General features: G+C 66.3%; 18 protein-coding genes and 1 pseudogene. 5 read left to right on the top strand and 14 right to left on the bottom strand.

The window, feature by feature from the left end:
• Positions 1 to 27 precede the first annotated feature (27 nt).
• The gene (locus tag ACNQS7_RS31175) at positions 28 to 996 is read left to right on the top strand and encodes an aldo/keto reductase (protein ID WP_418015590.1); all 969 of its coding nucleotides are present in this window, start codon (positions 28 to 30) and stop codon (positions 994 to 996) included.
• Between the two features lies 1 nt (position 997).
• Here the strand turns inward: ACNQS7_RS31175 and ACNQS7_RS31170 are convergent, their stop codons facing one another.
• From ACNQS7_RS31170 to ACNQS7_RS31160, 3 genes are all read right to left on the bottom strand, one after another.
• Positions 998 to 1,213, bottom strand: coding sequence for a hypothetical protein (locus ACNQS7_RS31170; protein WP_418015589.1), 216 nt, complete (start codon positions 1,211 to 1,213; stop codon positions 998 to 1,000).
• A gap of 139 nt (positions 1,214 to 1,352) precedes the next feature.
• Positions 1,353 to 3,290 carry a molecular chaperone HtpG gene (htpG, locus tag ACNQS7_RS31165; RefSeq protein ID WP_418015588.1) on the bottom strand — a complete coding sequence of 646 codons (1,938 nt, stop codon included), beginning with the start codon at positions 3,288 to 3,290 and terminating at the stop codon, positions 1,353 to 1,355.
• 325 nt (positions 3,291 to 3,615) lie between these two features.
• Positions 3,616 to 4,707, bottom strand: a complete 1,092-nt coding sequence (locus ACNQS7_RS31160) for a methyltransferase (protein ID WP_418015587.1) — start codon at positions 4,705 to 4,707, stop codon at positions 3,616 to 3,618.
• A gap of 74 nt (positions 4,708 to 4,781) precedes the next feature.
• Here ACNQS7_RS31160 and ACNQS7_RS31155 point away from each other — a divergent pair, with 74 nt between their 5' ends.
• Both ACNQS7_RS31155 and ACNQS7_RS31150 read left to right on the top strand, forming a co-directional pair.
• Positions 4,782 to 5,435, top strand: coding sequence for a TetR/AcrR family transcriptional regulator (locus tag ACNQS7_RS31155; RefSeq protein ID WP_418016221.1), 654 nt, complete (start codon positions 4,782 to 4,784; stop codon positions 5,433 to 5,435).
• A gap of 187 nt (positions 5,436 to 5,622) precedes the next feature.
• Positions 5,623 to 6,420: pseudogene (locus tag ACNQS7_RS31150) on the top strand (HAD-IIA family hydrolase); the annotation flags it as partial.
• Here ACNQS7_RS31150 and ACNQS7_RS31145 read toward each other — a convergent pair.
• Positions 6,392 to 6,784, bottom strand: coding sequence for a response regulator (locus tag ACNQS7_RS31145; protein WP_418015586.1), 393 nt, complete (start codon positions 6,782 to 6,784; stop codon positions 6,392 to 6,394). The pseudogene ACNQS7_RS31150 and the gene ACNQS7_RS31145 overlap by 29 nt on opposite strands.
• A gap of 145 nt (positions 6,785 to 6,929) precedes the next feature.
• On the opposite strand from ACNQS7_RS31145, the gene ACNQS7_RS31140 reads away from it, so the two are divergent.
• The gene (locus ACNQS7_RS31140; RefSeq protein WP_418015585.1) at positions 6,930 to 8,003 is read left to right on the top strand and encodes a class 1 fructose-bisphosphatase; all 1,074 of its coding nucleotides are present in this window, start codon (positions 6,930 to 6,932) and stop codon (positions 8,001 to 8,003) included.
• Positions 8,004 to 8,022: 19 nt separating this feature from the next.
• Positions 8,023 to 8,910: a phosphoribulokinase gene (locus ACNQS7_RS31135; RefSeq protein WP_418015584.1), complete on the top strand. Its 888-nt coding sequence runs from the start codon at positions 8,023 to 8,025 to the stop codon at positions 8,908 to 8,910.
• A 164-nt stretch (positions 8,911 to 9,074) separates the two neighbouring features.
• On the opposite strand, the gene ACNQS7_RS31130 is transcribed toward ACNQS7_RS31135, so the two are convergent.
• From ACNQS7_RS31130 to ACNQS7_RS31085, 10 genes are all read right to left on the bottom strand, one after another.
• Complete coding sequence (locus ACNQS7_RS31130; RefSeq protein ID WP_418015583.1) at positions 9,075 to 10,526, bottom strand: NADH-quinone oxidoreductase subunit M; 1,452 nt, start codon at positions 10,524 to 10,526, stop codon at positions 9,075 to 9,077.
• Positions 10,523 to 12,379 (bottom strand): NADH-quinone oxidoreductase subunit L, encoded by a 1,857-nt coding sequence (gene nuoL, locus ACNQS7_RS31125; protein ID WP_418016220.1) that lies wholly within the window; start codon positions 12,377 to 12,379, stop codon positions 10,523 to 10,525. Before nuoL ends, ACNQS7_RS31130 begins: the two co-directional genes overlap by 4 nt.
• Before the next feature lie 194 nt (positions 12,380 to 12,573).
• Entirely contained in the window at positions 12,574 to 13,416 is an 843-nt protein-coding gene (locus ACNQS7_RS31120; RefSeq protein WP_418015582.1) for a hypothetical protein, read from the bottom strand.
• Entirely contained in the window at positions 13,413 to 14,591 is a 1,179-nt protein-coding gene (locus ACNQS7_RS31115) for an NHL repeat-containing protein (protein WP_418015581.1), read from the bottom strand. Before ACNQS7_RS31115 ends, ACNQS7_RS31120 begins: the two co-directional genes overlap by 4 nt.
• Positions 14,588 to 15,457 (bottom strand): NifU family protein, encoded by an 870-nt coding sequence (locus tag ACNQS7_RS31110; RefSeq protein WP_418015580.1) that lies wholly within the window; start codon positions 15,455 to 15,457, stop codon positions 14,588 to 14,590. Before ACNQS7_RS31110 ends, ACNQS7_RS31115 begins: the two co-directional genes overlap by 4 nt.
• Positions 15,454 to 16,704 carry a hypothetical protein gene (locus ACNQS7_RS31105; protein ID WP_418015579.1) on the bottom strand — a complete coding sequence of 417 codons (1,251 nt, stop codon included), beginning with the start codon at positions 16,702 to 16,704 and terminating at the stop codon, positions 15,454 to 15,456. Before ACNQS7_RS31105 ends, ACNQS7_RS31110 begins: the two co-directional genes overlap by 4 nt.
• The gene (locus tag ACNQS7_RS31100; RefSeq protein ID WP_055581090.1) at positions 16,701 to 16,976 is read right to left on the bottom strand and encodes a hypothetical protein; all 276 of its coding nucleotides are present in this window, start codon (positions 16,974 to 16,976) and stop codon (positions 16,701 to 16,703) included. The genes ACNQS7_RS31105 and ACNQS7_RS31100 overlap by 4 nt, the downstream gene beginning before the upstream one ends.
• Before the next feature lie 5 nt (positions 16,977 to 16,981).
• Positions 16,982 to 17,761: a hydrogenase maturation protease gene (locus ACNQS7_RS31095; RefSeq protein ID WP_418016219.1), complete on the bottom strand. Its 780-nt coding sequence runs from the start codon at positions 17,759 to 17,761 to the stop codon at positions 16,982 to 16,984.
• A 77-nt stretch (positions 17,762 to 17,838) separates the two neighbouring features.
• Entirely contained in the window at positions 17,839 to 19,446 is a 1,608-nt protein-coding gene (locus ACNQS7_RS31090; protein ID WP_418015578.1) for a nickel-dependent hydrogenase large subunit, read from the bottom strand.
• 51 nt (positions 19,447 to 19,497) lie between these two features.
• On the bottom strand, positions 19,498 to 20,469 hold the full coding sequence (locus tag ACNQS7_RS31085; RefSeq protein ID WP_055580998.1) for a hydrogenase: 972 nt from the start codon (positions 20,467 to 20,469) through the stop codon (positions 19,498 to 19,500).
• Between the last annotated feature and the right edge of the window lie 38 nt (positions 20,470 to 20,507).

The following is a 20,507-nucleotide window of genomic DNA, read 5'->3' as shown; positions in this document are numbered from 1 at the left end:
CGGGCAGGGCCCGTATACGGTGGGCCTATGAAATACGTTCAGGTCGAGGGTGTCGGCCAGGTCAGTCGCATCGGACTGGGCACGTGGCAGTTCGGCTCGCGCGAGTGGGGTTACGGGGACAACTACGCCTCCGGAGCCGCGCGCGACATCGTGCAGCGCGCCCGCGCCCTCGGCGTCACCCTGTTCGATACCGCCGAGGTGTACGGCCTGGGCAAGAGCGAACGGATCCTGGGAGAAGCGCTGGGCGATGAGCGCGCCGAGGTGGCGGTCGCCAGCAAGATCTTCCCGGTCGCGCCGTTCCCGGCGATCATCAAGCAGCGCGAACGTGCCAGCGCGCGGCGTCTGCAACTGGAGCGCATTCCCCTGTACCAGGTCCACCAGCCCAATCCGGTGGTCCCGGACTCGGTGATCATGCCCGGTATGCGTGATCTGCTCGACGAGGGCAAGATCGGCGCCGCCGGAGTCTCCAATTACTCACTCTCCCGGTGGCAACAAGCCGACGAAGCGCTCGGTCGCCCGGTCATCAGTAATCAGGTTCACTTCTCGCTGGCTCATCCTCGCGCGCTCGACCACATGGTTCCCTTCGCCGAGCGCGAGAACCGCATCGTGATCGCCTACAGCCCGCTGGCGCAGGGCCTGCTGGGCGGCAAGTACGGCGTCGACAATCGTCCGGGCGGCGTTCGCGCGGTCAACCCGCTGTTCGGCACCGAGAACCTGCGACGCATCGAACCGCTGCTGCAAACGCTGCGGGACGTCGCGGCCGGTGTCGGCGCCCAACCCGCGCAGGTGGCGCTGGCCTGGCTGATCAGTCTGCCGGGTGTGGTCGCCATTCCCGGCGCGTCCAGCGTGGAGCAGTTGGAGTTCAACGTGGCAGCCGCAGAGGTCGAGCTGCCCTCCGAGTCGCGCGACGCGCTCACCGCCGCGGCGCGCGCGTTCAAGCCGGCGTCCACGGGACGCTTCCTCACCGACCTGGTACGCGAGAAACTCGGCCGATAGGTCAGCTGGAGACGCGCCGCCGGCTCAACGGGGCGGTGAAGCCGCCGGTGTCGTCGAAGCCGGCCCACTGCCCGTCGTCGCAGACCTCCATGCGCCACCCCAGCTGATAGCGGCCGGAAACCGCATCAGCAAACCACCGGTGCGCGTCCTCGGCACTGTCGAAATCCTTGGTCGCGACGATCGCACCGTGCGGATCGATGGCCCGAAACACAGTCATGAATCGCGGATATCCGTTCCGGCCTGCTTTCAATCGCCGATCGCGAACCTGATCCGCCCAGCGACACTGAACGTGCGCACACGACACGCCGCGGCCCGTGTGCGCAGCGTCAGTTTGGCGGCGCAGGCGTGCCGGCGACCTAAACGGTACGCGTCAGCCGGTCGGCCAACAGCCCGGCAAAGCGCGCCGGGTCGTCCAGCGACCCACCCTCGGCCAGTAGGGCTATGCCGTAGAGCAATTCGGCCGTCTCGGCGACCGACGTGTCGTCGGGGCGGTCGGCATGCGCCTGCCGCAGGCTGGTGACCAGCGGGTGGTTCGGATTGAGTTCCAGGGTCCGTTTGCCGGCCGGAACGTCCTGCCCGGACGCCTGGTACAGGCGGGCGAGCGCGGGGGTGATGCCGAAGGCATCGGTGATCAGGCAGGCCGGCGAGTCGGTCAGCCGGGTGGACAACCGCACCTCCTTGACGTGCTCGCTCAGCGTCTCCTTGAGCCAGGTCAACAGGTCGGCGAACTCTTTCTGCTGCTCTTCGCGCTCCGCCTCTGAGGTCTCTTCGTCGGAGTCCAGGTCCACTTCACCCTTGGCCACCGACTGCAACTGCTTGCCATCGAACTCGTTGACCACGCCCACCCAGACCTCGTCGACCGGGTCGGTGAGCAGCAGCACCTCGTAACCCTTGGCCTTGAACGCCTCCAGGTGCGGCGACTTCTCCAGGAGCTGACGCGAAGCACCCGTGGCGTAGAAGATCTGCGTCTGGCCTTCCTTCATCCGTTCGACGTACTGGGCCAGCGTGGTGGGTTCCTCCTGGCTGTGGGTGGAGGCGAACGAGGAGATGGACAACAGGGCTTCCTGATTGTCGAAGTCCGACATGAGGCCCTCCTTGAGGACCTTGCCGAACTGTGTCCAGAAGGTGCGGTAATCGTCCGGCCGCTCCGACTGGATCTCCTTGATCGTCGACAAGACCTTCTTGGTCAGCCGCCGGCGGATCGCGTTGATCTGCCGGTCTTTCTGCAAGATCTCGCGGGAAACGTTGAGTGACAAGTCTTGTGCGTCGACGACACCCTTGACGAAGCGCAGATAGACCGGCATCAGCTCTTCGCAGTCGGCCATGATGAAGACGCGCTTGACGTAGAGCTGCACGCCGATTTTGGCGTCCTGGTTGAACAGGTCGAAGGGCGCCTGCGACGGGAGAAACAGCAGCGCCTGGTACTCGAAGGTGCCTTCGGCCTTCATCGCAATGACCTCGAGCGGGTCATCCCAGGCATGCGCGATGTGCTTGTAGAACTCCTTGTACTCCTCCTCGGAGACCTCGTCCTTCGGCCTGGCCCACAGGGCCTTCATCGAGTTGAGGGTTTCGGTCTCGACGACGACCTCTTCGTTGGTCTCCTCGGAGCCTTCTTCTACCGGGACCTGGATGTGTCGCTCCACCTCCATGCGGATCGGCCACGCGATGAAGTCCGAATACTGCTTGACCAGGCTCTTGAGCTTCCACTCCGAGGTGTAGTCGTGCAGTTCGTCCTCGGCGTCCTCGGGCTTGAGATGCAGGGTGACCGACGTGCCCTGCGGGGCACCCTCGACCGCTTCGATCGTGTAGGTCCCCTCGCCGCTGGATTCCCACCTGGTGGCTTCACTCTCGCCGGCCTTGTGGGTCAGCAGTTCGACCTTGTCGGCCACCATGAACGACGAGTAGAAGCCGATGCCGAACTGGCCGATGAGTTCCTCGGACGCTTGAGCGTCCTTGGCGTCCTTGAGTTGTTTGCGCAACTCCGCGGTGCCTGACTTGGCCAGCGTCCCAATCAGATCCACCACCTCGGCGCGCGTCATGCCGATCCCGTTGTCGCGGATGGTGAGCGTTCTGGCTTCCTTGTCGATCTCGAGTTCGATGTGCAGGTCGGACGTGTCCACCTCGAGCTCTTTGTTGCGGAGCGCCTCGATGCGCAGCTTGTCCAGCGCGTCGGAGGCGTTGGAGATCAGCTCCCGCAGGAACGAGTCCTTGTTGGAGTAGACCGAATGGACCATCAAATCCAGCAGTTGCCGGGCTTCTGCCTGGAATTCCAGCTGCTCGACCTGCGCGTTCATGAGATTTCCTCCTGCGACGTACTCGGCCCGTCAATGGGTAACCGGTCCTGAATTTAGCGAGACGCTTTCGGCGCGCGCGGCGGGGGTCAACGGAGCTCGAAGAAAGCACCATCTCGGTCTGCCGCGGGGCTCTTCGGCGAAGGTCCGGCCACCCGGCAACGGCGCCGAAGGCTCGACGGCAACGGTTAGTGGGGTCGGCGGGGGGTCTAAGACACAGCTGAGGCTGTCGACGGCGTCAGCCAGGTAGCGATAACCCGACTCGGCTTCGGCACGCGACGACGAATCCGTACACGCGTGCGAGAGCGACCGCCGGCGTCCACGCCCGTCAGCAGGCCTTGGCCTCGACCAGACTGAACGGCGACGCGGTGGGGATCACCCGCGTCATCCTGAATCCGGCCCTCGCCAGCAAGGTCCCGTACTCCTCCGCGGTGCGTTCGCGGCTGCCATCCATACCCAAGAGCATCTCGAGATCAACCCACTTGCCGACGAAGTCGCGGTTGTGCTCCGGTATCACGAGTTCGACCAGGACGACGGTGCAGTCCACACCGCCCGCCGTACGGAGGTTGTGCAAGATCGCTTCAGCCTTCTCATCGGGCCAGTCGTGAATGATGTTCTTCAGGACGTACAGGTTGGCCCCCGCGGGGATGCCATCGAAGAACGACCCCGGCTCGATGCGAACCCGGTCTGCCACACCCAGTTTTCGCAACAGTGGTGGCGCCCCGGCGGCGACTTCGGGGATTTCCAGCAGCACACCGCGGGCGGTCGGCGCCGCCGCCAGGATCGCGGCCAGCAGGCGGCCGTGTCCGCCGCCGACATCCATGATCGTGGGGTATGGGGTGAAGTCATAGGCGGCGACCACGGGTGACTCCGCCATCTCCGAAACACTTGTCATGGCACCGTTGAAAAGCTCCGCCAGGTAGGGATCGTCGCCGAGGTAGTCGAAGAATTCCTTGCCGCGAAGGCGTGGAATGCTCGCCCTGCCTGTTCTGATGGACTCCGCAAGCATGCTCCAGTGCTCGCGATGCTGCGGCGATCCGTAGAACTTCGCTGCCGCCACCATCGAACCCGTAGCGTCGGTCCGCAGCGTGTCCGCGAGAGGCGTGAGGCCATAGGCGCCACCTGGGTGCCGACGAAAGATGCCACGACTTTCCAGCGCCCGCAGAAGTCGGCTTACCGCATCGGAGTCGGCACCGACCTTTGCCGCAAGATCGCCGGGCTGCAGCGGCCCCGCCGCGAGCGCGTCCGCGATACCCAATTCGGCGGCCGCTTCTATCGCCTGCGACGTCCAACCCGCAAGAATGAGCTCCATCATCACGACGGGCGGTGGAGCGAGTCGCTGATGTAAGCGATAGACGCTATGCCGCAGGCGGTCAACCATTTTCACCACCCGAACCGGTGGTACGCGCGCGGGCTGCATGGCGCTCAACCTCCTGTAGTAACATTTAGCGAGAGTTAACTACATTGAATATAGTCGACTATATGGAAGTTAGGATGCGGGTGTCAACGTCTGAACGCGAATCGCGGCGAACATATGACAACAGCCGTCGGCAGGCCGATGCCGAGGCTCGTCAACGCCGGATCGTCGCGGCGGGGACGGCTCTCTTCGTGGAAAAGGGCTTCGCCGCGACGTCTATCGACCAGATTGCGCAAGCTGCGGGCGTCTCGCCGCAGACGGTCTACGCGGCATTCGGATCGAAGGCCGGTGTGCTCTCGAAGGCGATCGACGTCGCAGTCCTGGGTGATTACGGGCCCGAATCGTTGGTTGATCGTGCGCCGCTGCTCGCCGATATGTCCAGCGAGCCGCAGCGCATGTTCTTCGCGACCGCCGCGCACTTCGCCCGGCAGTTGCACGAACGGGTGGCACCGTTGATACAGGTGATGGTGCAGGCGGGCCTGGACGAACTGCGCATGAGGGTGACTCACGAGATACGCGCTGACTGCGCGTCATGGGTGGAGCAACTGGGGCCGGCGCTGCGCCCGAGCCTGACCAAAGACGACGCTGCCGACATTCTGGTCACCATCATGGCGCCATACCTGTTTTCCCTGTTTACCGTTGATCTGGGACGGTCACCGGACCAGTACGAGAAGTGGCTGGCCGACGCCCTGGCCCGCCTGTTGCTGAGGCCGGAACTGCTGTCGGAGTAGGTTTCTCAGACAGCCTCCGCGGTCGGCACCCACGCCGCGGCGCGAAGCCCACCTACCCGGGGCATGGTCCCCGGCCGTTCCCCCAATTGGGGGTCTGCCTCGCAGCGGATCTGCCGTAGGGTCTCCGACATCATCCGGGCGCCTGCCAGTCCGGCGCACCGCGACTCACAGCATCACGAGGACTTTAATGGCTGCCCTGGCAACGTTGCACGACTGCCTGCTGCTCGACCTGGACGGCACGCTGTTCCGGGGTTCGCGACCGATCGCCGGTGCCGTTGAGGCACTCTCCGGCGCTGTCTCTCGCACGTTGTTTCTCACCAATAACGCATCGCGCAGCGCTGTCCAGGTCGCAGATCATCTGTGCCGGTTGGGGTTTGCCGCTAACGCTGACGACGTCATCACCAGTGGCCAGTGCGCCGCGGAGGCCTTGGGCAACGAATTGAATTCCGGCGCGGCGGTTCTGGTCGTCGGGTCGGAGGCGTTGGCCGCCGAGGTGGCCGGGGTCGGCCTGCGACCCGTGCGACGGTGGACCGATCAACCGGTCGCCGTCGTGCAGGGGTTTTCTCCGGACATCTGCTGGGGTGACCTTGCCGAGGCGGCGCTGGCGATCCGCGCGGGCACCCCCTGGGTGGCGACCAACCCCGATCTCACGTTGCCCTCCGAGCGAGGCCTCGTCCCCGGAAACGGCTCGCTGATCGCGGCGTTGCGTGCGGCTACCGGCCGGACTCCGCGCGTCGTCGGGAAACCGTATGCACCGATCTTCCGGAACGCGCTGTCGCGGGGCGACTTTCACCGGCCGTTGGTCGTCGGCGACCGGCTGGACACCGACATCGCCGGCGCCAACTCAGCCGGGCTGCCCAGCCTGCTCGTGCTCAGTGGAGTGACGACGGCCGCCGAGGCTTCAGCCGCACCACCGGCGTACCGGCCGACCTACGTCGCGGCGGACCTCAGCGGAATCAACGCCGACAGCGACTCGTTGCGGGTCGAGTGCCTGGGCGCGTCGTCAATCGGCTGACAGCTGCGGCCAGTGCGAGCGGGTCGCGTCCCGGCCCGATCGTCGCGTCGGCTCTCGACATCAGGGCAAGCCACGCGTCGGCGGCGCGGGCTACCACCAGCAGGATCGGTGGGCAGTCCCCGATCCGGTCCTTGAGTTGCCGAGCGACATCGACGCCGCCGGCCGGTGTGGCGTCTCCGTCGAGGATCACCAGGGCAACGCCACCGAGGGTCATGCGCGCCAGCAGCGCCGGATACGAGTCCACGAATTCCAGACGCGTGGTGCTGCCGAGAGAACCGGCGACGTAGCGGCACAGGCTGTTGTCGTCGCTATACACCACGGCGCGCACGGTCACGGGAGTGACAGTAAGGCAGCTCGGTGTGTTCCGCAGTGCACGCGCGCGGATACCCCCGGCGGACCACCCGACAGGGGGATGGACCGTGGGCGGCCGGGCCAGACCATGTGAGCAGGTCTTCTGCTGCCTGTTGGAGGTATCGCGCATGCTCACCCACCACACGACGCTGGTGAAGTTTCTCATCGAGGAAAGACGGCGTCACCCCGATGCCAGCGGCGAACTGAACTCGTTGATCCTCGACGTCGCCCTGGCCTGCAAGGCCATCTCGACCCGGGTAGCCCAGGGGGAGCTCGGGGGCGTGCTGGGCGCCGCTGACGTGGTGAACGTGCAGGGCGAGGTGCAGCAGAAGCTCGACGTACTGGCCAACGACTATTTCCTGCGGGCCACCGAATGGGGCGGGCAGGTGGCCGGGATGGCCTCCGAAGAGCTTGCCGAGCCCTATCTGCTGCCGACGCAGTACCCGCGCGGAAAATACCTGCTGATCTTCGACCCGCTCGATGGTTCATCCAACATCGATGTGAATGTTTCAGTGGGAAGCATCTTTTCAATTCTGCGCGCTCCCGAGCCAGGTGCCGACCCGGCTGCGGAGGACTTTCTGCAACCCGGCTCACAGCAGGTATGTGCGGGTTATGCGATCTACGGCCCGTCGACCATGCTGGTGCTCACGGTGGGCACCGGCGTGCACGCGTTCACGTTGGACCCGGCGCTCGGCGAATTCATTCTGACCCGCCCGAACATCCGGATTCCCCGTAGCACGGGCGAATTCGCGATCAACGCCTCGAACCGGCGGTTCTGGGAGCCGGCGGTGCAGCGCTACATCGACGAATGCCTGGCGGGCCGCACGGGGCCGCGCGGTAAGGACTTCAACATGCGCTGGGTCGCATCGCTGGTCGCCGAGACACACCGGATCCTGACCCGCGGCGGAGTGTTCCTTTACCCACGCGACGCCAAGGACCCGGCCAGGCCCGGACGCCTGCGACTGCTGTATGAGGCCAACCCCATCGCGTTTCTGGTCGAGCAGGCCGGCGGCCTGGCCAGCACGGGCCGTGCGCGACTGATGGACGTGGTTCCCACCGGATTGCATCAACGGGTGCCGTTGATCTTCGGCGCGGCCGACGAGGTCGAGCTGATCGAGGAATACCACCGCAAAGACTATGTCCGGCCCTCCAGCTCGCCGCTGTACGGCGTGCGGGGCCTGTACCGCGTCGTGGCCGGCTGAGCCGGAAGGAGGACAGCACATGTCACGCCTGCACCCGATCATTTCCGTCACCGGCTCTTCGGGAGCCGGAACCACCTCCGTCATGAGGACTTTCGACCAGATCTTCCGCCGGGAAGACATCAATGTGGCGTTCGTCGAGGGCGACAGCTTTCACCGCTATGACCGGGTGGCGATGAAGGCGGCGATCGCCGACGCGCATGCCCGCGGCGACCATACCTTCAGCCACTTCGGACCGGAGTCGAATCTGTTCGAGGAGTTGCAGGACCTGTTCGCGACCTACGGTGAGACCGGAACCGGCAAGGTCCGCCGGTACCTGCACGACGAGAAGGAAGCCGAGCCGTTCGGGCAGCAGCCCGGCACCTTCACCCCGTGGGAAGAGATCCCCGAGGACACCGACATGTTGTTCTATGAGGGACTGCACGGCGCGATCGTCACCGACGAGGTCGATGTCGCCGCGCATGCCGACCTGCGGATCGGCGTGGTGCCGGTGATCAACCTGGAGTGGATCCAGAAGTTGCACCGCGACAAGGTGTCCCGCGGCTACACCTCTGAGGCGGTGACCGACACGATCCTGCGCCGGATGCCGGACTACGTGAACTACATGTGCACCCAGTTCTCGCACACCGACGTCAACTTTCAGCGGGTGCCGGTGGTGGACACGTCGAATCCGTTCATCGCCCGGTCCATCCCGACTGCGGACGAATCGATGCTGATCATCCGTTTCCGCGACCCCCACGGTATCGATTTTCCGTATCTACTTGCCATGCTCCATGATTCGTTCATGTCCCGGCCCAACACCATCGTGTGCCCGGGCGGCAAGATGGATCTGGCCATGCAGCTGATCTTCACCCCGATGGTGTTGCGGCTGCTGGAGCGTCGCCGGGCGCTGTTGGCGGCGTCGCGCTAGCGCTGCCGGGGGTCGGCGCGGCGCTGTCAGTCTCATCAGTCACAGCCGCCCCTGCCAGATTCGACCCACTCTGCTCCGAAATGTGATGACGCATGCGATATCACATTCCTGACGGCTTTGTGCCTCGCATTTCCGATACTGAAGTGACGGATGTGACTATGCGGCTACTTGCCGGCGACCGCGTGTGCGATCGCCGGGTCGATCACGTCCAGCGCCGGCTTCGGGTACACGCCCAGCACGATTAGCATCGCCAGCAACGGCACCACGACACTGAGCTCCCGGGGCACCAGGTCGCGCACCGCGTCTCTCCGGGGACCCGTCATGATCCGCTGGTAGAGCCACAGAATGTAGACCGCGGACAGGACCAGTCCGGTCGCCGCCAGCACGGCGACAACCGGATAGCGGCTGAAAGTGCCTATCAACACCAATAATTCGCTGACGAACGGCGCCAGGCCGGGCAGCGCCAGCGACGCCATGCCGGCGACCAGGAAAGTCCCGGCCAGCACCGGCGCGACCTGCTGCACCCCGCCATAGTCGGCGATCAGCCGGGTTCCCCTGCGCGACACCAGGAACCCGGCGATGAGGAACAGCGCGGCGGTGGCCAGCCCGTGATTGACCATGTAGAGGGTGGCGCCGGACTGCCCTTGGCTCGTCATCGCAAAGATACCCAGCACGATGAAGCCGAAATGGCTTATCGAGGTGTAGGCGATCACGCGCATGATGTCGCTCTGCCCGATCGCCACCAGAGCGCCGTAGATGATTCCGACCACGGCCAGCGCGATCACGAACGGCCGGAACAGGATCGCGCTGTCTGGGAAGAGGCGCACGCAGTAGCGCAGCATCCCGAACGTGCCGATCTTGTCGACGACGGCCATCATCAGCACCGCGGTCACCGGTGTCGACTCCGCGGCCACCGCGGGTAGCCAGGTATGCAGCGGCCACAGCGGCGCCTTGACGGCGAAAGCGAGCAGGAACCCGAGAAACAGTAGATGCATGAGATCCGGGTCAGCCGCGACCTTGCCCGACGACATCCCGGCCACGATCACACGCGAATCGAACGTTCCGAAGATGAGATTCAGACCGATGAGCGCGACCAGCATCAACAGTCCACCGGACAGGTTGTACAGCAGGAACTTCAGTGCCGCCCGCGGCGCCCCGGCAGCTCCGTACCGGCCGATGAGGAAGTACATCGGAATCAGCATGGCCTCGAAGAACACGAAGAACAGCAGCACATCCAGCGCCACCAGGGCGACCAGCATCATCGACTCGACGACCAGCATCAGCGCCAGGTAGCCGCTGGGCCGCCCGGCGTCATTCCAGCCGGCAAGCAGCAGCAGGGGCATCAGGACAGTGGTCAGCAAGATGAGCACCAGTGCGACGCCGTCGATCCCGACGGTGTAGCCGGCGCCGAATGACCTTATCCAAGACTGATTTTCGACGAACTGGTACTGCGGGTCCGCCGGATCGAAACCCGCCACCAGCACGCCCACGATCACCAGCACCCCGGCCGAGACACCGAGGGCGGTGCACTTGGCAGCCAGCGGCCGGCCGACGGGCACCGCCGCCACCATCATCGCTCCGGCCAGCGGCGCCAGCCATAATGCGGTCAGGATCATGCCGAACCCACCAACGCGACACTCAGCAGCAACGCGGCCGCTCCGAAGAAGACCGTCAACGCGTACGACCGGGCGAACCCGGTCTGCATCCGCCGGACACCGGTCGAGGCCGTACCGATCAGCCGGGCTACGCCCTCCACGACACCGTCGATGCCCGCCCGGTCCACGCCGACCATCGCCCGGGACAGGCGCAGGCCCGGCCGCATGAACGCCGCCTCGTTGACGCTGTCGCCAAACAGGTCCTGGCGAGCGGCGATCACCGCGCCCGAGGCCCATTCCGAAGCGGTCCTCCGCACCGGCCTGGCGACGTAATTACGGACGGCGACCAGGATGCCGGCGCCCACCACGGTCAGGGTCAGCGCGGTAAGCGCCCCTGCGGACATGGCGTGATGTTGCTCCGCGGCGTCGGCGGGGTTGGTCACGGGCTGCAACCAGCGTGGCAAGGTGCCACCCAGTGCCGCCCCGCCGCCCAGCGAACCGAGGGCCAGGACCAGCATCGGCGCGGTCATCACGGCCGGGGCTTCGTGCGGATGAGCGCCGGGCTGCCAACGCTTTTCACCGAAGAAGGTCATCACCATAACCCGGGTCATGTAGAACGCGGTGATGCCGGCGCCGACCAGTGTCACCGCGCCGAGCGCCCAATGGGTTGCGAAGGCGGCTTCGATGACGGCGTCTTTGGAGAAGAAGCCGGCGAATGGCGGCACCCCGATGATCGCCAGATAGCCGAGGCCGAAGGTCGCGAACGTGATCGGCATGGCCGTGCGCAGACCGCCGTAGCGGCGCATGTCGGTCTCGTCGTTCATGCCGTGCATCACCGATCCGGCCCCCAGGAACAGTCCGGCTTTGAAGAACCCGTGCGTCAACAGGTGCATGATCGCCACCGCATATCCCGCCGGCCCCAGGCCGGCGGCCAGCACCATGTAACCGATCTGCGACATGGTTGATGCGGCCAGGGCCTTCTTGATGTCGTCCTTGGCGCAGCCGATGATTGCTCCGACCAGCAGGGTGACCGCCCCGACGACCACCACCGCCGTCCGTGCGGTGGACGACTGATTGAACAACGGGCCGGAACGCACGATCAGATACACCCCGGCGGTGACCATGGTGGCCGCGTGGATCAGCGCGCTGACCGGGGTGGGACCCTCCATCGCGTCGCCGAGCCAGGACTGCAGGGGCACCTGCGCGCTCTTGCCGCAGGCGGCCAGCAACAGGGCCAATCCGATCGCGGTCACCGTCGCCTCGGACGCTCCCGGTGCACGGGCGAAAGCCCCGGCGTACGAGAGTGTTCCGAGTTGGGTAAACATGATCATCAGGGCCAGCGCCAGTCCGACGTCGCCCACCCGGTTGACGATGAAAGCCTTCTTGGCCGCGGTCGCGGCCGCGGGCTTGTGCGACCAAAAGCCGATCAGCAGATAGGACGCCAAACCCACGCCCTCCCAGCCGAAGTACAACCCGAGGTAGTTGTCGGCCAGCACCAGCAGCAGCATCGCGGCCACGAACAGGTTGAGGTAACCGAAGAAACGACGGCGACCGGGGTCCTCGCGCATATAGCCGATCGAGTACACGTGGATCAATGCGCCCACACCGGTGATCAACAACACGAAACACCCGCTCAGGGCGTCGAGTTGCAGCCCGAAGTCGACCCGCAGCGAGGGCACCCAGGTGAACAGCGTTTCGTGGATGACCCGGTCCGGCACCGGGCACTGTGACAGGTCGGCGAAAAGTATTGCACCGCAGCAGAAAGAGCCCGCGACCATTGCACATGCCAGCAGATGTCCCCACGCGTCGACACGTCGACCACCCAGCAACAGCACCGCCGCACCGGTCAGCGGCAGCGCGATCAACCACCACACGGCCACCGCGCTCAGTCCCTCAGTTTGGCGAAGACGGCGATGGCCAACTCGACCAGCACCTCACACCCGTACGCGCCGGCGATGGCCACCACGACCATGATCACAACGGAGAAGTTCACACCGGATAGCTTGCGCGATGCGATGGATCGTCTTCACCCCGAATCGGGGGGATTGCAAGGTGAATGGGGTACGGGTCAGCCCAGTCCCACCAAGCCCGGGTCGAACGTCGCCCGTGCCGCCACCGAGGCGGCGGCCGCCGACACCACGACGCCGGCGTCGGCTTCATGGCCCTTCGGGAACACGATTTCGGCGCTGTCCGGTCCGTCGCGGTGCGCCATCAGCCAGTCGTAGAGCAGCCAGTCCACCGCACAGGTGACGGCCAGCGGGTCGGCCTCCGCGCGCTGCGCCGACGCGACGACCGACCGCAAGGCTTCCAGATGCTCTTTGCGGGCGGCATCCTTGTTCACCCCCGAGCTGTCGAACATGAGCATCGACAGCGTCAGCGGAAAACGTTGTCCCGCTTCCGTTCGCACCACCCACCGGCCACCCAGCCAGGGACGGTCCGGATCCACCTGCTGTAGCTCGCCGAATCCGCCCACCACGCCCAGGGTCGGCTCGTCGAGTTGGCCGTCAAGGGGTGCCGGGCCCAACAGGCCGAGCGGCTGGCGGGCACAAATGGAGAACAGGGCGGCCGTCCCGATGATCTTTCCGGCCCGCAGGTCCGGCGCCGCACCGGTCGACTCGATGGCCGCGGCGTACTCGAAACACAGCCGGTCCAGGGTGCGGTGTAAGTCGACCAGATCGTCGCGCTCGTCAGCGTTCGCGGGACCTCTTCCGCCACCGAGTATTTCGCCGAACCGCTCCGCGGCGATGATCAACGCGTCATCGAGAGCTTCCAGGTGGGTGGCGACCAGCCGGTCGGGCTCGTCGGCTTGGTCTTCCAGGGCCACCAAGGACTGCAGGGACGTGCGCCTACCGGCCGGAGTGGCCCAGAAGAACCCGATCTGGCCGTCGGACTGGACGATTCGCGGTCTCACCGTCGCCGCCAGATCACGACGCGGTTGTTGCCGGAGTCCGCGATCGCCAGCCGGTCACCGTGCAATGACAGACCGTAGGGCCAGCACAGCGTGTCGCGCTGTACCGACGTCCAGCGGTTCTCACCGTTAGCGCCGAATCCCGGCTGGGCGAGAACGTGATCGGCCGCACGACCATCATCTGGAACCCCGTCCCACAACAGGATTCGGTTGTTGGCCGTGTCGGCGACGGCCAGGCGGTCGTCGGCCAGGCCGATGGCGTAGGGGAACCGGAACCGGTCGCCGGTGTGCGGACCGTACGGCCATTCCTCCGCACTGGCGAAATCCGGTTGCCCAAGCAGGATGTCGGCGGGGCGGTCTATGTCGGGTGCGGGCGACCACCCCAGGATGCGGTGGTTTCCGGCGTCCGCGATCAGCAGCAGATCCTCGCGTCCCGCGATGTCATGCGGCCAGCGGAAGCTGGCGGGACCGGGCACCGCTCCCCTGTTCTCCTCGCGGTGGAACGCACTCGGCTGGCCCAGCACCACGTCGGCCGGCCGGCCCGGAGACGGAATCCCGTTGCGCCAGCCGAGGACCCGCCGGTTGCCGGTGTCGGCGACCCAGAAGGTGTCGCCAATGATCGCGATGCCGAACGGCCAGTAGAAGGACGAGGCAGAGCATTCGGCGCCGGCATTGGGCTCCACGGCGGACGCGTCGGCTTGCCCGAGGATGACGTCCGGCGCGATGTCGTTGGCCTGCGGGACGTTGCTCCAAATCAGGATTCGATGGTGCCAGGCGTCGGCGACGATGAGCCGCCCGTCGTGCACCAGCACGCCGGTGGGCAGGTTCATGCCGCGTTCGGGTCCCCGGCCGCCGGCGGCGCGGCCTTCGGTCTCGCCGTCCGGTTGTCCCAGCACGACGTCGGCCGGTTGCTCGTCGTCGGAGGGGATTCCGTGCCAGATCAGTACGCGGTGATTACCGGAGTCCGCGACCACCAGGTGCTCGTCGCCCAGGAACACACCGCGCGGTGAATACATCCACGCCATCGTGGGTTTGGCCGCCGGGAGGCTCAGGCCGCCGGGTGCGGGTGCGCCCAGCCACACCTCCGGTGACCACCCGCCGGTGAGGTCGGTGGTGGCGACGGGGTCGACGCGCGGTGGTAGTGCGGCGATGTTGTGCCGGACGGTGTAGCGGCTCATCCGCCCACTCGGACCCAGACGTCTCCGTTGTCGATCCGCAGCGGCAATTGCTCGAGTTGCGCTCCGGGCGCGCTGAGGCATTCACCCGAAGAGGCGTCGTAGCAGAAGCCGTGCCACGGGCAGGTGAGGGTGCCGTTGTCCAGGTCGAGGATCGCGTTGTTCAACGGCATTGCCTCATGGGCACATTCGTTGCGGTAGGCCGACAGCCGCCGGTCGACGCTGATCACCAGGACGTCCGCGCTCTCGCCGGCGTCGGTGGTCAGGCTGCGCACGGTCAGGTCGCCGTCGGCCACGTCCGCGGCCGGTCCCAGCCTGGCCCAGCCGTCCCGGGACGGACCGATGCGCAGCGCCTCCAGCGGGATCAGCGTCGGTGACGGCTCATTGGGCAGCACTTCGACGGCGGTGATCGACGGGACGCCCTCGACCAGCGCCTCCTGCACCAGGTTGCGCAGCGTCACCGACGACATCGAGCAGCCGTTGCAGGCCCCTTCCAGCCGCACGTAGGCCGTACCGTCCTCGACCCGGACCAGGGTGACATCGCCTCCGTGGCTTTGCAATTGGGGGCGCACGCCGACCAGCACCCGGTTGGCGTGGGTGACCGGGTCCGGCCGGATGATCTCGTGCAACGACAGCAGCAGGTGCACCACCGGGTCGTCCACCAACTCGAACAGCACCGCCCGCGCGCCGTCGTCCTCACGCATCCGGCGCACGATGGTCACCAGACCGGCGCGGTGCACCGCTTCCAGCGCGGACTTCAGCTCCTCGGCGACGGCGCGGGCTTTGGGGTCGAGGTCGGCCAGAGCCGCGACCGCGTCGTCGACCCGTTTGGCCAGTTCCTCCAGACCGGGCTCGAACACGGTGGTCATCGTGCGTCCCCGGTGCGCGACAGCGCGACCTGTCGGGCGATCTCGTCCAGCACGCCGCGCACGGCCCGCACGGAGTCGTCGTCCTGCTGCTCCTCGAACAGGAATCGGGCCTCGTACAGCTTGGCCTTTGCCTGGTCGAAGATTCCCAGGTGAGCCAGCGCGTTGCCCTGGTTGGCCAGCACCCTGGCCCGGCCCATCGGGTCCGTCTCCCGGCCCCGTGCGGCCAGCACGCCTTCGTAGAGTTCCACTGCCTCCATCAGGTTTTCGGCCTGGTGTTTCGACGGTGTGTAGACAAGGGAGTTGGCCAGATTCAATTGAACGCTGGCCCACTGTTCCGGATACTCCTCGCGGGTGTAGACCTTCAGGGCGGAGCGCAGCGATTGTGCCGCCACTCCGAGGCGCAGCTGTCCGGAGGCCTCCACCATCGGCATGGTGAGGTAGGCGGTCGCGAGGTTGGCGTGCGCGGAGGCCCACAGCAGCGGCGCCTCTTCCCGCAGCACCAACTGCAGCGTGGAGTGGTAATGCGGAATCGCCTGGGCGAGCAGGCCCGGATTGTCCTGGGCGCGTTCGTGAATCATCCCAGCGACGGTGAGGTGCAGCTCGGCCCGCGCGACGCGCAGGCCCTCGGCTCCGTCGAGGAACCGCAGGGCGCGCTCGAAATGCTGTTGGGCCGCCGGGTCGTGGAGGTCGCGGCAGATCGATCCGGCCGCCGCGATCATCGTGCCCTCCAGACACCGCGACACCGTCGCGGCGGCCTCCGCGGCGCGCTCCAGCAGGGCCCGGGCCTTGAGCGGATTGGCCTCGGCCAGTGCCTGACTCGCCTGCGCGGACAGGGTGACGGCGGCCAGTTCACCGGTGGTCCCGTCGGCGTCGGGCGGGGTGTCCCGGTGCCCGACGGTGAACAGCACCAGGTCGACCAGTACACCGAACTCCCCCAGGTCGGCGCGCAACGTATCGGTGTCGACGCCCTCGGGGCGCAGCACGAACCGGTTGTAGCGGGTGACGGGATCGTCGTCGGTGAGCATTTCCAGTGCGGCGTCGACGGCGCCGGCATGCGCAAGTTCAAGCGCGCGAAGGTCTTCCGGCCATACCTCCGGCTCATTACCGTCCAGCAGTGCTGCTCGCACATCGTCGGCACCCGGCGGGACCAGGAGATAGCCCAGCGGTAGCGGGAAGGCGCCGAGCGGTTGCGGCCGGGTAGCGAGCGCTCCCCGGGTCAGTTCAGGCGCTGTGGTCATGGCGTTCATCCATTGATCGGTCCTCGGATATTGCGCTCGGCGGCGCGCTTGATCAGGCTCGCCGATATCTCGGCGCGCCGCTTGGTGTGGTGGGTGTCGATGCGCCGGCGAACCACGCCGTCGGCGAACACCACGACGATCTCCACGGCCCACCGGCCGTCTTCTTCCACGACTACGGTCTGAACGTCCAGCGCCTCGTCGGCTGCGCTGTCGGCGCGCACCACCGTCGGCGGGCGCTCCGGCTCCTCCTGTTGCCCCCCGACGGTCGGACGCTCAGCCATCAGAATCACCCCGGCGGCTCCGGCGCGTCCCGCAGTTCTTCACCCAGGGGAATCCGCAGCGACTTCTGTGCATCGTCCCAGAATGCACCAGTCACGCCGACCCTGCCGTCGATCACTTCGCGGATGAGCACCGAGCGGTCGCCGACGGGGTTGCGCTGTTTGAGCAGCAATCCGCCGCTGCGCGGGCCCCGCAACGGGATCAACCAGAGATCACCGTCGCGGACCACGGCGACCACCGCGTCGGACGGAAACCGGCTGGCGGCCAGCGACGCGTCCAGACGCAGGTAGCCGTCGGCGGTGAACTCGACGGTGACGGACGTGTCGGGTACCGGCCGCAGGTCGGCGAGATACTCGGCCTCGATCCGGTCGATGACGAGTTCCATTGCCGCCTCCACTGATTCGGACAGCTCGGCGCCGAGTTCCACGCCGGCGACCTCGATCAGGTAGACGGATATGTCGGTCGGACAGTCGTCGCCCAGCGCCCAGCGGGCGAAGGCGATGGCGTGATCCCACCGGAACGAGTGGGTGTGCAGGCCCTGCAGGGGCGGCAGGTCCGCCAGTTCCTCGCCGGGTACCTTGAAGACGGTGCCGGGCGCCGAGCCGGTGGCCGCGGCGTCCACGATCACCACCCGCCGGGCGCCGCGCATCTGGAATGCCACATCCATGCCCGCGGTGCCGCCGTCGACCAGCTTCGCCCCGTCCGGAACCCCGCGGTCCCACAAGTGCCGGACCAGCACCGGCCCGACGCCGTCGTCACCGCGCAGCAGGTTCCCGCAGCCGACCACCAGGACCTCGCACCCGGGCGGGGCCAGGTCCTGGGTGTCGTCGGGGGCGCCCAGTCCGCAGTCGTAAGCAGTCAGGATCACACCATCCCGTTGATGACGAACTTGGACAGTTCCCGTCCCGTCTTGCCGTCATACGCGTGCACGGTGCAGACCAGGCACGAGTCGAAGCTGCGCGCCACGTGACCGAGTTCGACCGGGTCCTCCGGGTCGACGATCGGCGAGCCCACCAGAGCACTCTCGATCGGGCCGAGCACCTGCGAGCTGTCCCGCGGCCCGATGTTCCACGCCGTCGGTGTAACCACCTGGTAGTTCTTGATCTTGTTGTCTTCCAGCACAATCCAGTCCGACAACGCGCCGCGGGCGGCCTCGGTGGAACCGAAGCCCATGCCTTCGGCGTGCTCGACGGGCTTGGAGTAGAAGCTCTCCTTGAGGTTCAGCTGGTCCAGCCACTCGCGGGTCCACTTGTAGTACTTCGGCCCTTCGTGCATGCGGGCGAGTTGGCGGGTCAGGACGCTCGGACCGATCTTGTTGAGGATGTCCACGAACAGCGGGTCATTGTCCTGGTGCGCGGCTGCGTTGGGCCCGCCGGCGGCCATCCGGCGTGCCAACGGACCGGCTTCCAGCGGGATGTTGCCCAGGTCGCCGACGGCGTAGCGGGGCGACTTGGCCCAGCTGTACTTGCCTTGCTTGCGACCCTGTTCGGGGTCGATCGGGATGGTTTCGCCTTCGAACGGGTGCAGCGGCCGGCTGCCCTCGTAGAACGAGTGCGTGACGTCCTCGCGGACGTTGGCCTGGTCGAACTCGTACCACTGACCTTTGGCGTACACGCCGGACCGGCCGATCAGCGCGTCGTTGCGCCCGGCGATGGTGGGGTTCTCGTACAGCGCCGGGTCGAAGTAGGTGCCGGTGGAGATGTAGTTGCCAACGCCGGCGCCGTACTTGTCCAGGCCGACGTCCAGGCAGTAGCGGATGAAGAAGCCGCAGTCGCTGTTGTACTGCGACTCGTTCTCGTCCACCCAGGCCAGCACGTCCTCCCAGGTCTTGTTCTCCAGCCAGCGGTCGATGCTGCAACCCAGCCAGCGGGCCTCCAGCCAGTTGTCCTTCCAGTGCTCGAGGATCGAGATGGAGCGGGTGACGTCGGAAAGCGTTGGCGCGCACATCACTCCGCCGGGCACCATGAAGCTGGAGTGGGGCCACTGGCCGCCGAAGATCGCGTACACCTCGACTGGCTTGTTCGAAAGCACCACGCCCGGTTGGTAACTCGTTCCCACATAGGGAGCGAAGCGGCGTACCGCCTCGTCGTACAACTTGGACTTGGCGTAGTTCTTGTTGGTCAGGTCGATGGCGAACAGCGCGTAGAAGTAGCGCGGAATGGACTGCAGCGTCTCGCATGCCTGGCAGATGTTGCGCACCAGGGTTGCGTTGGGCGGCATGTGCGTTCGCCACGCGGTGTCCAGCGCGTACGCGGATTTGTACAGGTGGCTGCCGCCGCAGATGCCGCAGATGCGCGGACACACGATGAGGCCGGCCTGCGGGTCCTTGCCCCGCAGGATTATTTCGAAGCCGCGGAACATCGCCGCCTCGGTCCAGGCCGAGGTGACGACGCCGTCTTCGACGGTGACGCGGACGTCGAGGTCTCCCTCGACACGGCCCAGCGGGCTGACATACAGGTCGAGCGCGGTCATGAATCCTCCAATGAATTGTGTGCACTACCAGGGCTGTTGGCGTGCCGGTCGTCAGACCACGAACATGTCTTCCTTGGACCATTGCGGGGCGGCGATCCGGGCGGCCGCGGCGTGTGCCATGTAGGTGAGGTGGTCCGAGCCCTCCGGCACTTCCTTGGGGATCATGCCGCTGACCTTCTGGGTCTTGAACACGGTTCCCGGCGCCAGGTCGAAGTGCGGGAATTCCGGTTCGGTGCAGCCCAGGCAGGGCATGCCGGCACGGGTCTTCGAGGACTGGCGGTTCCACAGGATGCGGTTGCACGGCGAGTGGGTCATCGGGCCCCGGCAACCGAACTCGTAGAACAGGCAACCGGTGCGGGTGCCCTCCCCGAACGACATCGTCGACTGCTTGTACTCGAAGAACTGCACTCGGGTGCAACCGGTTTGGGTGAACGTCTTGAAGAACGTCTCGGGCCGGTGGAGTTCGTCGAGGGTGATGTCACCGGCCCGGCCGGTGGCCAGCGCGACGATGATCTGGGTGATCCAGTCCGGGTGGGCGGGGCAGCCCGGGATGTTGATCACCGGCAGGCCCATCTTGGACCGGAAGTCCGGGCCCAGGAACCCGCCCTTCTCCCGCTTGTGGAACTGCAGGCCGGTCGACGCCGACGGGTTGGGTTCCATAGCCGGGATGCCGCCGAAGCAGGCGCAGTCACCGATGGCCACCACGATCTGGGCCGCAGCGGCCAGGTCGGTGACCCAGTCCTTCATCGCGCGGTCGGCGAACATGTCCATCCGGCCGGTGCCGTTGGGCGCCTCGATGACGGTGCCCTCGAACACGAAGATGTCCAGCGGACGCTCGCCTTTGGCGCAGTCCCAGAACACCTTCTGAGCGTTCTTCCCGAGTTCGAGGCCCAGCGACGGGTGCCATAACAGATCGAGCCCGAAATCGACGATCAGATCGACGACATTGGGCTCTTCGGCATTGAGGAATGACATGGTATTGCCGCTACACGCCCCGCCCTGAAACCATAAAACGGAAGCCATAGGAACTCCTCTCGAATTGCGGCCGAGGGCGCGACCAC

This window comes from Mycobacterium sp. 23, from assembly GCF_048287075.1.
GTDB lineage: Bacteria > Actinomycetota > Actinomycetes > Mycobacteriales > Mycobacteriaceae > Mycobacterium > Mycobacterium gordonae_B.
The sequence above is the reverse complement of the archived record's forward strand: the minus strand, read 5'-3'. Positions and strand labels throughout refer to the sequence as shown.

Excerpts from the sequence above, each read along its gene's own strand:
- ACNQS7_RS31175 (WP_418015590.1), top strand. The coding sequence starts at position 28 with ATGAAATACGTTCAGGTCGAGGGTGTCGGCCAGGTCAGTCGCATCGGA.
- ACNQS7_RS31170 (WP_418015589.1), bottom strand. The coding sequence starts at position 1,213 with ATGACTGTGTTTCGGGCCATCGATCCGCACGGTGCGATCGTCGCGACC.
- htpG (WP_418015588.1), bottom strand. The coding sequence starts at position 3,290 with ATGAACGCGCAGGTCGAGCAGCTGGAATTCCAGGCAGAAGCCCGGCAA.
- ACNQS7_RS31160 (WP_418015587.1), bottom strand. The coding sequence starts at position 4,707 with ATGCAGCCCGCGCGCGTACCACCGGTTCGGGTGGTGAAAATGGTTGAC.
- ACNQS7_RS31155 (WP_418016221.1), top strand. The coding sequence starts at position 4,782 with ATGCGGGTGTCAACGTCTGAACGCGAATCGCGGCGAACATATGACAAC.
- ACNQS7_RS31140 (WP_418015585.1), top strand. The coding sequence starts at position 6,930 with ATGCTCACCCACCACACGACGCTGGTGAAGTTTCTCATCGAGGAAAGA.
- ACNQS7_RS31135 (WP_418015584.1), top strand. The coding sequence starts at position 8,023 with ATGTCACGCCTGCACCCGATCATTTCCGTCACCGGCTCTTCGGGAGCC.
- ACNQS7_RS31130 (WP_418015583.1), bottom strand. The coding sequence starts at position 10,526 with ATGATCCTGACCGCATTATGGCTGGCGCCGCTGGCCGGAGCGATGATG.
- ACNQS7_RS31115 (WP_418015581.1), bottom strand. The coding sequence starts at position 14,591 with ATGAGCCGCTACACCGTCCGGCACAACATCGCCGCACTACCACCGCGC.
- ACNQS7_RS31110 (WP_418015580.1), bottom strand. The coding sequence starts at position 15,457 with ATGACCACCGTGTTCGAGCCCGGTCTGGAGGAACTGGCCAAACGGGTC.
- ACNQS7_RS31105 (WP_418015579.1), bottom strand. The coding sequence starts at position 16,704 with ATGAACGCCATGACCACAGCGCCTGAACTGACCCGGGGAGCGCTCGCT.
- ACNQS7_RS31100 (WP_055581090.1), bottom strand. The coding sequence starts at position 16,976 with ATGGCTGAGCGTCCGACCGTCGGGGGGCAACAGGAGGAGCCGGAGCGC.
- ACNQS7_RS31090 (WP_418015578.1), bottom strand. The coding sequence starts at position 19,446 with ATGACCGCGCTCGACCTGTATGTCAGCCCGCTGGGCCGTGTCGAGGGA.
- ACNQS7_RS31085 (WP_055580998.1), bottom strand. The coding sequence starts at position 20,469 with ATGGCTTCCGTTTTATGGTTTCAGGGCGGGGCGTGTAGCGGCAATACC.